Source organism: Azospirillum lipoferum 4B (assembly GCF_000283655.1).
Classification (GTDB): domain Bacteria; phylum Pseudomonadota; class Alphaproteobacteria; order Azospirillales; family Azospirillaceae; genus Azospirillum; species Azospirillum lipoferum_C.
This window is the reverse complement of sequence record NC_016622.1, coordinates 1,625,545-1,639,311: the sequence shown is the minus strand read 5'-3', so window position 1 is coordinate 1,639,311 and position 13,767 is coordinate 1,625,545. Positions and strand designations below refer to the sequence as shown.

Genomic DNA, 13,767 nt, shown 5'->3' with positions numbered 1-13,767 from the left:
AGGGTGGGGGCACCAGCAAGCACCCCCAACTCCCCCCCCTCACAGGAACCGGTTGTTCTTCGGGAAGCCGTTCGGCGGCATCTTGCCCTGGCCGGCGCGGTCGCCCATCCAGCCGGTCAGGTCGGTGACGACGAAGTTCCGCTCGCCGTTCCTCCAGCTCAAGCCCTCGGCCAGCGTGAAGGTCTTCACGTCGGCGACGCTGGCGTCCTTGTATTTCTGAAGCTGGACGCCCTTGCCGCGGGTCATCACCGGCACCTGATCCAGCGGGAAGACCAGCATCTTGCGGTTGTTGCCGATGATGGCGAGGGTGTCGCCGCTCACCGGATGGCAGATGCGGGCCGACTTGCCGTCCTCCAGGTTCAGCACCTGCTTGCCCGCGCGGGTCTGGGCCAGCACCTCCGCCTCTTCCACGCGGAAGCCGCGGCCATCCTCCGACACCACCAGCAGGGTGCGGCCGGGCTGGTGGCGGAACAGGTCGACGATGTCGACGTCGTTGCCGAGGTCGATCATCAGCCGCACCGGCTCGCCGAATCCGCGGCCGCGCGGCAGCTTGTCGACGCCGATGGTGAAGAACTTGCCGTTGCTGGCGAAGACCAGAAGCTTGTCGGTCGTCTCGCAGCGCTCGATGAAGCCGCGGGCGTCGCCGTCCTTGTACTTCACATCCTCCGCTTCCGCGTCGGTCAGGTGGCCGCGCACCGTGCGGATCCAGCCCTTGGCGGAGCAGATGACGGTCACCGGCTCGCGCTCCACCAGCGCGTCCAGCGGCACCTCGATCACCGCCGGCGCGTCGGCCACGTCGGTGCGCCGCTTGCCCAGCGCGCCGCCGCCGAACTTCTTCTTGATCTCGGCCACGCTTTCGGCGATCCGCTTCCAGCGCAGGGTCTCGTCGCCCAGCAGCTCCAGCAGGCCGTTCTTCTCGCCGGTCAGCGTGTCGTGCTCGCGCCGGATCTCCATCTCCTCCAGCTTGCGCAGGTTGCGCAGCCGCATGTTGAGGATGGCGTCGGCTTGCACGTCGGTCAGGGTGAAGGCGCGGATCAGCTCCTGCTTCGGCTCGTCCTCCTCGCGGATGATGCGGATGACCTCGTCCAGGTTCAGATAGGCGGCGAGGTAACCGCCGAGAACCTCCAGCCGGTGGTCGATCTGCCGCAGCCGGTGGTTGGACCGGCGGACCAGCACCTCGTGCCGGTGGTCGAGGAAGGCCTGCAGCACCTCGCGCAGGTTCATCACCCGCGGCACATGGTCGGCGCCCAGCACGTTCATGTTCAGCGAGAAGCGGATCTCCAGGTCGGTGGCCTGGAACAGCGAGGCCATCAGCACCTCGGGATCCACGTTCCGGCTCTTCGGCACCAGGACGAGGCGGACATCCTCCGCCGATTCGTCGCGGACATCCTCCAGCAGGATCAGCTTCTTGGCCAGCAGCAGCTCGGCGATCTTCTCGACCAGCCGGGCCTTCTGCACCTGATAGGGGACCTCGGTGACGACGATCTGCCAGGTGCCCTGGCCCAGCTTCTCCACCTCCCAGCGGGCGCGCAGGCGGAAGGAGCCGCGGCCGGTGCGGTAGGCCTCGATCACATTCTCCCGCGACTCGACCAGCACGCCACCGGTGGGGAAATCGGGGCCGGGCATGAAGCCGACCAGCGTCTCGATGCTGGCGTCGCGGTGCTTGATCAGGTGGCGCAGCGCGTCGCAGATCTCGCCGACATTGTGCGGCGGGATGTTGGTCGCCATGCCGACCGCGATGCCGCTGGACCCGTTGGCCAGGAGGTTCGGGAAGTTGGAGGGCAGGACCGCCGGCTCGTCGCCGTCGCCGTCATAGGTCGGGCGGAAATCGACCGCGTCCTCGTCGATGCCCTCCAGCAGGGCCTTGGCGACTTCGGTCAGGCGGGCTTCGGTGTATCGCATCGCCGCGGCGTTATCGCCGTCGATGTTGCCGAAATTGCCCTGGCCGTCGACCAGCGGATAGCGGACGGAGAAGTCCTGCGCCAGCCGCACCAGCGCGTCGTAGACCGAGCTGTCGCCGTGCGGGTGGAACTTGCCGATCACGTCGCCGACGACGCGCGCCGACTTCTTGGGCGGGGTCGTCGGTTCCAGCCGGAGCTGGCTCATGGCGAACAGCAGGCGTCGGTGCACCGGCTTCAGCCCGTCGCGCACGTCGGGCAGCGAGCGGGACATGATGGTGGACAGCGCATAGCTGAGATACCGCTCGCCGAGCGCGTCGGCCAGCGGCTTTTCCAGGATTTCGGAGGCGGGGTTTTGCGGCTTCATGATGATGGGGTCTAGCAGTTTCAGGCGGAACGCGCTACCGCGTTCGCGTAACGTTCTCTCAGCCTTTCGCGCGCGGGCGGCAGCGGCCCGTTCAGCACGTGGCGTTCCAGGAAATGCGCGGTCAGCCGCAGCCCGTCGGACACCGAAGCCGGCCCGCCGCCGCCGCGCCCGGCCAGGAAATCGGGCAGGGGAAGCAGCCGGTCGCGATAGGGCTCGCCCACCGACGCGGTCACCGCGCGGCCGGTGCGCGGGCTGACATAGGCGAGATAGTCGTTGGCCCCCGACACCGCGCAGCGGTCGAGGTCGAGGCCGAATCCAAGCTCCGCCAGCAGCCCGATCTCCCACCGGACATAGCTTTCCGCCCAGGCCGGGCTGTCCAGCAGGTCGAACAGGGCGAGCAGCCCGTCGAACAGGGCGGGGTGGGCCTCCCGCTCCGGCAATGCCGCCTCCAACAGGGCGCAGGCGCTGATCAGCGCGGCCAGCGCCTGGGCGTCGTCGAAGAAATTGGCGGCATAGCCCTTCACCGACTCCAGCGTGAAATGGCCGAGATGCTCCGGCAGACGCCCGCGCCAACGGGCGTGGACCAGCGTCCCCGGTTCCAGAGTGCCGCGCTGGCGCGCCGACCGGCCACCCATCACCATGCCGGCATGGCGGCCGTGCTCGCGCGTCAGCAGGGTCGCGACGGCGGACCCTTCCCCCTGGGGGCGGGCGGACAGAACGATTGCCTGATCGGACCAATCCATCGGTGCCGTTCGCGGATGAGGTGGCGAGCTATCCTAATATAGGAAAAAATCTCCCCAAGGGAACCGGTCATGACAAGCGGTCCCGCCCGCATTGAGAGCATTCACGGATTCTTCACCGAACGCTCCCTACAATCGTGACCTCAACGGTGGGAGGCCCCACCAATCGCTCGCCGCCAACGGGTCCGACGAGGGGTCTTGAACACCAACATCGACCGATATCTGCTGGCGGAGAAGGCCGGCTCCGAAGGCGTCTGGGACTGGGACCTGCGCAGCGACACGCTGTATCTCTCCCCCCGCTTCAAGGACTTCCTCGGTCTGCCCCCGGGCGATCCCAGCCGCGAGACCAACCGGCCGAACGACTGGCTGTCGCTGGTCCACCCGGAGGACATCGACTGGCTGCACGCCTCGTTCGAAGCGCAGATGGTCGGGCTGTCGGTGCCCTTCCAGATCGAACACCGCGTCCGCCGTGCCGATTCCGTTTCCGCCGCGTCCGACAAAGCGCAATGGCGCTGGCTGGTCTGCCGAGGCATGGCGGTGATGGACGATCTGGGCTATCCGATCCGGCTGGTCGGCTCCGTCGCCGACATCACCGACCGCAAGCTCGCCGAACAGCGCCTGCGCCAGAGCGAGGAGCGCTATGCGCTCGCCGCCGCCGGTGCCGCCGACGGGCTGTGGGACTGGCACATCGACAGCGGCGAGGTCTATTACTCCCCGCGCTGGAAGGCGATGCTGGGCTATGGGGACGCCGAGATCGGCGACACCGTCGACGAATGGTTCCAACATGTCCTGCCCGGCGATCTGGACGGGCTGCGCTCCGCCATCGACCTGCACCTGACCGGCGAGCGCCCGCACCTTCAGCATGAATTCCGCATCCGCGACAAGGCCGGCGCGGAGTTGTGGATGCTGGTGCGCGGGCTGGCGGTGCGCGACGACCGGGGCTGCGCCGTCCGCATGGCCGGCTCGATGACCGACATCACCGCGCGCAAGAAGGCCGAGCAGCAGATCCTGTTCGACGCCGTCCACGACGCCATGACCGGTCTGCCCAACCGCACCCTTCTGCTCGACCGCATCGGGCAGGCGCTGGACCGCAACCGCCGGGTCGGCGCCCGGCCCTTCGCCGCGATCATCATCGACCTGGACCGCTTCAAGGCGATCAACGACGCGCTTGGCACCAGCGCCGGCGACCGCGTGCTGCGCATCGTCGCCCAGCGCCTCGACATCAGCCGCCGCGTCGGCGACACGCTGGCCCGGCTGTCCGCCGACGAATTCGCCGTGCTGGTGGACGAACTGGACGATGCCGGCGACGCGCTGGAGGCGGCGGAACGGATGGCCCGCGCCATCTCCCGCCCCATCACGCTGGAGGAGGGGGGCGACCTCGTGCTGACTGCCTCCATCGGCGTGGCGCTGAGCCAGACCGGCTATGACCGGGCGGAGGACATGCTGCGCGACGCCAGCCTGTCGATGTACCGCGCCAAGAGCGGCGGGCGGGCGCGCATCGACGTGTTCGACGCCAATCTGCGCCGGCAGGCGATGGCCGCCATGCGGATGGAGGCCGACCTGCGCGCCGCGCTGGAACAGGGCCAGCTCTGCCTGCATTACCAGCCCATCGTCCTGCTGGAGACCGGGGCCATCGCCGGGTTCGAGGCGCTGATGCGCTGGAACCACCCCGACCGCGGCCTGGTTCCGCCGGCGGAGTTCATCCCGCTGGCCGAGGAGACCGGCCTGATCGCGCCGATGGGCCGCTGGGCATTGGGCGAGGCGGTGCGACAGTTGGCGCTCTGGCAGGCGCGCTTCCCGCGGCCGGCGCCGCTGTTCATGAGCGTCAACGTCTCCACCCGCCAGTTCCGCGACGACGATCTGGTCGGGGCGGTGCGCGACCTGCTGGACGCCGTGCCGATCCCGCCGTCGAGCCTGAAGCTGGAGCTGACCGAAAGCCTGCTGATGCAGGACCCGGACGAATGCCGGATGCTGATGCAGAGCATCCGCGACATGGATGTCCGGCTGTCCATCGACGATTTCGGCACCGGCTATTCCTCGCTGGCCTACCTGCACAAGCTGCCGGTGGATGTGCTGAAGATCGACCGCAGCTTCGTCCGCGCGGTGTCGACGGGGGAGGGCAACGCCGCCATCGTCCAGGTCATCGCCGGCCTTGCCACCATTTTGCGGCTCGACGCCGTGGCGGAAGGGGTGGAAACGGCGGACGAAGCGGTGTATCTGCGCGGTCTGTGCAAGTACGCCCAAGGCTATCACTTCGCCCGCCCGGCCCCGCCGGACGCGGTGGAGCGGCTGCTGGCCGCCGAAGACGCGCACATCGCCCTGCCAGCACCGGCCTGAAGCCGTTGCGAGCCGCTGATTTGGAGTTTGTGATGTCCGACCGCAACTGCGGTGAATGCACCCTCTGCTGCAAGCTGATGGGGGTGCCGGAATTGAAGAAGCCTTCGGCCAAATGGTGCGCGTCCTGCGACCAGGGCAAGGGCTGCTCGATCTACGAGGAGCGGCCGCAATCCTGCCGGAACTTCCAGTGCTTCTGGCTGATGGACGAGAATTTCCCCGACGAGTTCCGCCCCGACCGCATCCATGCGCTGGCCGCCTTCAACGACGTGAAGGACAGCTGCGTCCTGCATGTCGACCCCGCCAAGCCGCGCGCCATGGGCAGCCCGGAAGTGCAGGCGCTGACCGACGCGCTGCTGAAGGTCTATTCGAAGGTGTTCTTCCTCTGCGGCAAGGAAAGCGCGATGATGCAGCGGTGATGAGCCGGAGCGACGCCCCGGCGTCGCCCTGCGCTCCGCCGGCCCGGCCGAATGGACTCCGCGGCTTCCCGCCGCACCGTTAAACCCCTGAAATACGGACGTCAATTCCGCTTCGCGCTTGATCGCGACCGTTCGCTTCCTGCATAATCCGAACAGCGAAAGAAAGCTGGGACGGATCGGCCGGAAGGCCGGCTGCAAACCCGGATGGTTGGGAGGACGCGCAAGGAACATGGCGGAACTCCGGGGGACCGATTGGGCTGGCCATGCGCGGACGCATCAGGTTCCCGTGACGCCTGCCCCATGACTTCCCGCCTCAAGACGCCCCCTTGCCGTGCCGTCCGCTTGGCCGGGCTTAGAATCCAGCCATTTTGCTTTTTCGCTCGACCTGCTGCGGCCGGCTGCAGCCAGCGGCCGGTCCTGCCGGTTGCGGGCCGTCCGGTCGCGGTCCGGTGACAAGAACGCATAACAACGCATAACAGAGAACGGACAAAGGGAGCTTCTGGATGAAACGTCGTGCATTTCTGACCTCGGCCGGTGTGGGCGTCGCCGCCAGCACGCTTGCCGCCCCCGCCATCGCCCAGTCCTCGCCCGAGATCAAGTGGCGTTGCGCCTCCAGCTTCCCGAAGAGCCTCGACACCATCTATGGTGGTGCGGAGTTCGTGTCCAAGCGCGTGGCCGAGCTGACCGACGGCAAGTTCCAGATCCGTGTCTTCGCGGCGGGCGAGATCGTCCCGGCGCTGCAGGTTCTGGATGCGGTCAAGGACAACACCATCGAGTGCGGCCACACCGTCTCCTATTACTACGTCGGCAAGGATCCGACCTTCGCCTTCGACGCGGCGATGCCGTTCGGCCTGAACGCGCGCCAGCAGAACGCCTGGATGACCCATGGCGGCGGCAAGGAGCTGATGGCGGAGTTCTTCGCCGGCCATAACCTCGTCGCCATCGGCGCCGGCAACACCGGCACCCAGATGGGCGGCTGGTTCCGCAAGGAAATCAAAACGGTCGAAGACCTGAAGGGCCTGAAGTTCCGCATCGGCGGCTATGCCGGCACCATCATGGCCCGCCTGGGCGTCGTTCCGCAGCAGATCGGCGGCGGCGACATCTATCCGGCGCTGGAAAAGGGCACCATCGACGGCGCCGAGTTCGTCGGCCCCTATGACGACGAGAAGCTCGGCTTCAACAAGGTCGCCAAGTACTACTACTATCCCGGCTGGTGGGAAGGCGGCCCGCAGGTCTCCATGCTGTTCGGCAAGGAGAAGTTCGATTCGCTGCCGCCGGCCTACAAGGCGGCGCTGCAGGCGGCCTGCGCCGACGCGACGCTGGACATGCTGGGCAAGTACGACGTCCAGAACATGACCGCGCTGAAGCGTCTGGTCGCCGCCGGCACCCAGCTGCGCCCCTTCCCCAACGAGGTGATGCAGGCCTGCTATCAGGCCGCCATCGAGGTGTACGAGGAAGAGGCCGCAAAGAACGAGAAGTTCCGCAAGGTCTACGAGGCGTGGAAGAAGTTCCGCGAGGAAGAGTATCTGTGGTTCCGCGTCGCCGAATACAGCTTCGACCGCTTCGTCTACGCGGCCCCGCCGCTCGAGAAGAAGAAGTAAGGGGCTTTTGGGTGGGGAGGTTCAGGCTTTTGCCCCCTCCCTAACCCTCCCCCGCCTTTGGCGGGAGAGGGGACTGCCGCCGCTTCGGCAGTTAAGTCACTCCGACAAGCGTCCTACCCCCTCTCCCGCGAAGCGGGGGAGGGATGGGGAGGGGGCTAGCCACCCTCACACCTCGATCACCATCCCGTCATACGCCGGCTCGACCCCCTCCGGCAGAATCCGCCGCAGGCTGTCGTAATCCATCGTGTTGTCCATGTGGGTCAGATAGGCCCGCCGCGGCTGCACCCGTTCGATCCATTCCAGCGTCAGCGCCAGATGCGCATGCACCGGATGCGGCGGCTCGATCCGGCCGCAATCGACCACCCAGGTGTCCACCCCCGCCAGCGCCGCGAAGGCCCGCTCGTCCAGCCGCACCACGTCGGTCGAATAGGCGAAGCCGCCGAACCGGTAGCCCACCGTCCGCATATAGCCGTGGTCCTGCTCGAACGGCGTCACCTCCAGCCCCTTCACGCTGAACGGGCCGGTGATGCGGTGCGTCTTCAGCACCGGCCGGTAGAACGGATACCCCTCCGGCAGCGGATCGAAGCAATAGGGGAAGCGGATCTCGATGTCGCGCAGATGCTCGTCCCAGCCATAGGCGTCGATGGGCGCATGCATCTGCCGGCAGATCTCGCGCAGCTCGTCGATGCCGTGGCAATGGTCGGCATGCTGGTGCGTCCACAGCACGGCATCCAGCCGCGCACAGCCGCTGTCCAGCAACTGCTGCCGCAGGTCGGGGGAGGTGTCGACCAGAACCGACACCCCGCCGCTCTCGACCAGCACCGACGGGCGCATGCGGCGGTTCTTCGGGTTGGCAGGATCGCAGCGGCCCCACTGGCCACCCGGCACACCGGCGATCACCGGAACGCCGCGCGACCCGCCGCAGCCGAGGACGGTCACGCGCATCGCGCCGGTTGATGCGCCGTCCAGCGTCATGCAGCCGCCTTGCCTGGGGCGGCCTTGTCGAACAGGCGGAAGAAGTTGTCGGTGGTCACGCGCGCCAGCTCCTCGGCCGACACCCCCTTCACCTCCGCCACGCAGGCCGCGGTGTGGGCGACATAGGCCGGCTCGTTGCGCTTGCCGCGGAAGGGGATCGGCGCCAGATAGGGCGCGTCCGTCTCCACCAGGATGCGGTCGAGCGGCACGTCCTTCACGATGGCGCGCAGGTCTTCCGACTTCTTGAAGGTGACGATCCCCGACAGCGACAGGCTGAAACCGTACTCCACCGCCTCTTCCGCCAGCGCGCGGCCAGAGCTGAAGCAGTGCAGCAGCCCCTTCACCGTTTGTCCGGCGGCTTCCTCCTTGACGATGCGCATGGTGTCGTCGTCGGCGTCGCGGGTATGGATGATCAGCGGCAGGCCGGTTTCCAGGCTGGCGCGGATATGCCGGCGGAAGCATTCCTGCTGCTGGTCGCGGGGGCTCTTGTCATAGAAGTAATCGAGCCCGGTCTCGCCCAGCCCGATCACCTTGGGATGGCGCGACAGCTCCACCAGCTTCTCGACGGTGGTGATGGCGAACTCCTCCGCCGCCTGATGGGGATGGACCCCAACCGAGCAGAGGATGTCGTCATAGCGCTCCGCCACCGCCAGGATGCGGTCGAACCGGCTGATATAGGTGCAGATGGTGACCATCCGCCCGATGCCGGCCTGCCGGGCGCGGTCGACGACCGCGTCCAGCTCTTCGGCGAAATCGGGAAAGTCCAGATGGCAATGGCTGTCGACGAGCATAAGCGGAACTCAGGCCTTCGGTTCTTCGACGTAACGCGGGAAGACGCCCTGCGGCGTCGGCAGCGGCGTGCCGGCGACCAGCGCCCCCGCCGGACCCAGCGTGCCGAAGCCGCGCGCATCCGGACCCAGCGCCAGCAGGTCGAGGATCCGGGCGGAGCTGTCCGGCATCACCGGCTGGGTCAGGATGGCGAGATGGCGGATCGTCTCGGCCAGCACATACAGCACGGTCGCCATGCGCGCCGGATCGGTCTTCTTCAACGCCCAGGGGGCCTGTTCGTCGACATAGCGGTTGGCATCGCCGACCACGGCCCAGATGGCATCCAGCGCCTTGTGGAAGGCCTGCGCCCTGATCTCCGCCCGCACGATGTCGATCATGCCGTAGGCGGCACCCAGCAGCGCGTTGTCCGCTTCGGTGAACTCGCCCGGCGTCGGCACCGCGGCGCCGCAGTTCTTGCCGATCATCGACAGCACGCGCTGCACCAGATTGCCGTAATCGTTGGCGAGGTTGCCGTTGATCCGGTTGACCATCTGCTTGTGCGAGAAATCGCCGTCATTGCCGAACGGCACTTCGCGCAGCAGGAAATAGCGGGTCTGGTCGAGGCCATAGGTGTCGACCAGCGTCTCCGGCGCGATGACGTTGCCGAGAGACTTCGACATCTTCTGGCCTTCGATGGTCCACCAGCCGTGGGCGAACACCCTCTTCGGCGGCTGCAGGCCGGCGGCCATCAGGAAGGCCGGCCAATAGACGGCGTGGAAGCGCAGGATGTCCTTGCCGACCATGTGCAGGTCGGCCGGCCAGTACTTCGCATACTCGCCGGTGGTGTCGGGATAGCCGACGGCGGTGATGTAGTTCGCCAGCGCGTCGAGCCAGACATACATGATGTGGGCGTCGTCGCCCGGCACCGGGATGCCCCACTTGAAGGTGGTGCGGCTGACCGACAAATCCTTCAGCCCCGACTTGACGAAGGCCATCACCTCGTTGCGCTTGCCGGCCGGCGCGATGAAATCCGGGTTCTGCTCATAGAACTCGATCAGCCGGTCCTGCCAGGCCGAGAGCTTGAAGAAGTAGGACGGCTCCTCCACCCACTCGCATTCAGCGCCGGTCGGGGCGATCTTCTTGCCGGTCGGGCTGGTGGTCAGCTCGTCCTCGCCATAGAAAGCCTCGTCGCGGACCGAATACCAGCCGGCGTAGGATCCCAGATAAATCTCGCCGCGATCCTTCAGCACCGTCCACAACGCCTGCACCGACTTGACGTGGCGCGGCTCGGTGGTGCGGATGAAGTCGTCGTTGGAGTAGTTCATCAGCGAGACGAGATCGCGGAAGTTCTGCGACACCCGGTCGGTGAAGTCCTGCGGCGCGATGCCGGCCTTCTCCGCCGACTTCTCCACCTTCTGGCCATGCTCGTCGGTGCCGGTCAGGAACTTCACGTCATAGCCGTCGAGGCGCATGAACCGGGCGAGGACGTCGCAGGCAAGCGTCGTGTAGGCGTGGCCGATGTGCGGCACGTCGTTCACGTAATAGATCGGCGTCGTCAGGTAGAAGGTCTTCGGCCCGGCCATTTGCGGCACTTTCTTCCAAAAAGGTTTGTCGGCTCGTCTCAAGGAACGCTAGGCGGCGGCCGTTTCCAGCGCCGACAGGGCGTTCAGGACCACCTGCTTGCGGTCCAGGTTTGCGGATTCCGCGCGCGCGAAAAGACGCTGAACCTTTTCCCACACCTCCACCCAACGTTCAAGACTACGAACATTGGGGTTGGGGGCATTGGCCAACCGGGTCATCAGGGCGGCCTCTCCCGGCACCACCTCCGCCGGCCAGGAGCCGCGGGCGAGCGACCGGGCGAAGCGGGCCAGCCACCAGACCAGCAGTTCCGTCGCCGTCTCGAACATCCCGTCGTCCTGCTTGCGGGTCAGCTTGTCGCCGAAGGCATGCGCCGCGACGATGTCGAGGCGCGGCAGGTCGGACAGCAGCCCGATCATCTCGCGGTAGAGTGCCAGCCCGCCGGCGTCGGCCAGATCGATGGCGCGGCCGACGCTGCCCTCCGACAAACGGGCCAGCGCCGGGCGGTCGTCGGCGGCGATGTCCGGCCGGTGCTGCCCCAGCAGGTCTATCACCGTCTCTTCGGCCAGCGGCTTCAGCGTCAGCTTGCGGCAGCGCGAGCGGATGGTCGGCAGCATGCCGCCGGGATTGTCGCTGACCAGCAGCAGCAGGGCGCCGGGCGGCGGCTCCTCCAGGATCTTCAGGATGGCGTTCAGGCCGCTCAGGTTCATGCGGTCGGCGCCGTCGATCACCGCGACGCGCCAGCCGCCTTCCGCCGAGGTGCGGCGCAGGAAGGGGCCGATCTTGCGCACGTCGTCCACCGCGATGTCGCGCTTCAGCCGGCCCTTCTTCTCGTCGCGCTGGCGCTCGATGGTCAGCATGTCGGCATGCCCGCCCGACGCCACCCGCCGGAACACCGGATGGTCCGGCCCGATATGCAGCGAGGTGACGGGCGCGGCCCCGCCAAACAGGCTGTCGCCCGCCTGCTCCTGCGCCAGGACGAAGCGGGCGAAGCGGAAGGCCAGCGTCGCCTTGCCGATCCCCGGCGTCCCGCCGATCAGCCAGGCATGCGGCAGCCGGCCGGAGTTCCACGCCTCCAGCAGCAGCCGTTCCGCCTCCCCATGACCGACGAGGTCCGGGTTGCGCCGGGGTGCGAGCGCCTCTTCGGCGGCGGGTGCCGCCGGGGCAGGGGTGCGCGCCTTGCTCACGGCGTCAGCTCCAGCCCCAGCCGCCCGGCCACCGCGTCCCGGATGCGGGCCTGCACGGTGTCGAGGTCGGCGTCGGCATCGACCACGGCGCAGCGCTCCGGCTCCCGCCGGGCGATGTCGAGGAAGCCGTCGCGCAGCCGCTGGTGAAAGCCGATGTCCATCCGCTCATAGCGGTCCTCGCCGCCATGGCGCGCCACCGCCCGGCGCAGCCCGGTCTCCACGTCGATGTCGAGGATCAGCGTCAGGTCGGGGCGGAAACCGCCCAGCGCAGCCGTCTGCAAGGTCTCCACCAGCTCGCGCCCCAGCCCCAGCCCATAGCCCTGATAGGCCATGGTGCTGTCGAAGAAGCGGTCGCACAGCACCCAGTTCCCGGCCTCCAGCGCCGGCCAGACCGTGCGTTCCAGATGGTCGCGGCGGGCGGCGGTGTGCAGCAGCGCCTCCGTCACCGGGCTCCAGCGTCCGGTCTCGCCGGTCACCAGCAGGCCGCGGATCTCCTCGGCTCCCGGCGACCCGCCCGGCTCGCGCGTCGTCACCAACTCAAGGCCGCGGGCGCGCAGGGCCTCGCGCAGGGTCTCGGCCAGCCGGCGCAGCTGCGTCGACTTGCCGGCCCCTTCGCCGCCTTCCAGCGTGATGAAGCGCCCGCGATGGCCGGGAATTGAGGCGGTCGGCATGGTCGTCACGGTCACAGGCTGTTGCCGAAGACGAGGTACTTGGCGGCGGCGAAGGCGCGGCCGAAGATGCCGGCCTTCGGCACGTCCTGGGCGGCCACCACCGGCACCTCCTTGCCCGGGAAGCCGGGGGCGGAGATCACCAGCTTGCCCACCGTGTCGCCCTTCTTGATCGGCGCGGCGACGGGGGCGTTGCTGACCAGCGACACCTTCATGCCGGGGCGGTCGGCGCGGCCCATGGTGACGCTCAGATTCTGCGGCACGGTGACGGGAACGGTCTCCTGCTCGCCCAGCCAGACCGGCACCTGCTCGATGGTCTCGCCGCCCTTGTAGAGCGTGTAGGAGGCGAACTCGCGGAAGCCCCATTCGATCAGGCGGGCCGATTCGTCGGCGCGCGCCTGCATGCTGGGCAGGCCGTTGACGACCAGCAGCAGGCGGCGCCCCTCGCGCTCGCCCGACGCGGTCAGGCCATAGCCGCCGGCGTCGGTGTGGCCGGTCTTCATGCCGTCCACGTCCATGCCGCGATACAGCAGCGGGTTGCGGTTGCCCTGGTTGATGCCGTGGTACTTGAACTCCCGGATCGAATAATAATGGTAGTATTCCGGGAAGTCCTTGATCAGATGCTCGGCCAGCAGCGCCAGATCGCGGGCCGTCATGTAGTGGTTGGGGTCGGGCCAGCCGGTGGAGTTGACGAGGTTGGTGTTCTTCAGCCCCAGCTCGCGCGCCTTGCGGTTCGCCTGCTCGGCGAAGGAGCCTTCCGACCCGGCCAGACCCTCGGCCAGCACGATGCAGGCGTCGTTGCCGGACTGGACGATCATGCCTTTGATCAGGTCGTCGACCTTGATGTTGTTGTGAAGCTCCACGAACATCTTGGAGCCCTGCATCCGCCACGCCCGCTCGCTGACCGGCAGCGAACTCTCCAGCGTCAGGCGGCCGGCCTTGATCGCCTCGAAGGTCAGATAGGCGGTCATGATCTTGCTCATCGACGACGGCGCCATGCGCTCGTCGGCGTTCTTCTCGAACAGCACGGTGTTCGAGGTCAGGTCGAGCAGGATCGCCTGCTTGGCGATGGTGTCGATGGTCGCGGCCTGGACCTGGGCCGCGGTCATGCCGGCGCCTATCGTGGCCCCGGCCATCGCGATTCCGGCCGCGACAGCGACGGAACGGCCGAAAACGGCGCACAGGCGGACGACAACAGCGTTCATGGCAACAATCCTCCAAGGGCACTCGGT

Annotated in this window: 11 protein-coding genes; 3 read left to right on the top strand and 8 right to left on the bottom strand. The window is 67.6% G+C overall.

Translation table 11 applies throughout. The features are described from left to right. Positions 1–39: 39 nt before the first annotated feature. Together parC and recO are read right to left on the bottom strand one after the other, a co-directional pair. Positions 40–2,265 (bottom strand): DNA topoisomerase IV subunit A, encoded by a 2,226-nt coding sequence (gene parC / locus AZOLI_RS07550; RefSeq protein ID WP_014248013.1) that lies wholly within the window; start codon positions 2,263–2,265, stop codon positions 40–42. A 20-nt stretch (positions 2,266–2,285) separates the two neighbouring features. Next, entirely contained in the window at positions 2,286–3,008 is a 723-nt protein-coding gene (gene recO / locus AZOLI_RS07545; protein ID WP_014248012.1) for a DNA repair protein RecO, read from the bottom strand. Between the two features lie 195 nt (positions 3,009–3,203). On the opposite strand from recO, the gene AZOLI_RS07540 reads away from it, so the two are divergent. From AZOLI_RS07540 to AZOLI_RS07530, 3 genes are all read left to right on the top strand, one after another. After that, positions 3,204–5,342, top strand: a complete 2,139-nt coding sequence (locus AZOLI_RS07540) for a sensor domain-containing protein (RefSeq protein WP_014248011.1) — start codon at positions 3,204–3,206, stop codon at positions 5,340–5,342. Between the two features lie 32 nt (positions 5,343–5,374). Then, positions 5,375–5,758: a hypothetical protein gene (locus tag AZOLI_RS07535; protein WP_014248010.1), complete on the top strand. Its 384-nt coding sequence runs from the start codon at positions 5,375–5,377 to the stop codon at positions 5,756–5,758. A gap of 503 nt (positions 5,759–6,261) precedes the next feature. Beyond that, entirely contained in the window at positions 6,262–7,359 is a 1,098-nt protein-coding gene (locus AZOLI_RS07530) for a TRAP transporter substrate-binding protein (protein ID WP_014248009.1), read from the top strand. A gap of 165 nt (positions 7,360–7,524) precedes the next feature. On the opposite strand, the gene AZOLI_RS07525 is transcribed toward AZOLI_RS07530, so the two are convergent. Genes AZOLI_RS07525 through AZOLI_RS07500 form a run of 6 tightly spaced genes read right to left on the bottom strand, consistent with a single transcriptional unit; the run spans position 7,525 to position 13,740 of the window. Beyond that, entirely contained in the window at positions 7,525–8,334 is an 810-nt protein-coding gene (locus tag AZOLI_RS07525) for an MBL fold metallo-hydrolase (RefSeq protein ID WP_014248008.1), read from the bottom strand. Further along, a complete protein-coding gene (locus AZOLI_RS07520; protein ID WP_014248007.1) occupies positions 8,331–9,125 on the bottom strand; it encodes a TatD family hydrolase in 795 nt (264 codons plus the stop codon). The genes AZOLI_RS07525 and AZOLI_RS07520 overlap by 4 nt, the downstream gene beginning before the upstream one ends. Before the next feature lie 9 nt (positions 9,126–9,134). Beyond that, positions 9,135–10,685 (bottom strand): methionine--tRNA ligase, encoded by a 1,551-nt coding sequence (gene metG / locus AZOLI_RS07515; RefSeq protein WP_014248006.1) that lies wholly within the window; start codon positions 10,683–10,685, stop codon positions 9,135–9,137. 48 nt (positions 10,686–10,733) lie between these two features. Then, positions 10,734–11,867 carry a DNA polymerase III subunit delta' gene (locus AZOLI_RS07510; RefSeq protein ID WP_014248005.1) on the bottom strand — a complete coding sequence of 378 codons (1,134 nt, stop codon included), beginning with the start codon at positions 11,865–11,867 and terminating at the stop codon, positions 10,734–10,736. Continuing rightward, positions 11,864–12,538, bottom strand: coding sequence for a dTMP kinase (tmk, locus tag AZOLI_RS07505; RefSeq protein ID WP_014248004.1), 675 nt, complete (start codon positions 12,536–12,538; stop codon positions 11,864–11,866). Before tmk ends, AZOLI_RS07510 begins: the two co-directional genes overlap by 4 nt. Positions 12,539–12,549: 11 nt before the next feature. Beyond that, positions 12,550–13,740 (bottom strand): D-alanyl-D-alanine carboxypeptidase family protein, encoded by a 1,191-nt coding sequence (locus tag AZOLI_RS07500; RefSeq protein WP_014248003.1) that lies wholly within the window; start codon positions 13,738–13,740, stop codon positions 12,550–12,552. Positions 13,741–13,767 lie beyond the last annotated feature (27 nt).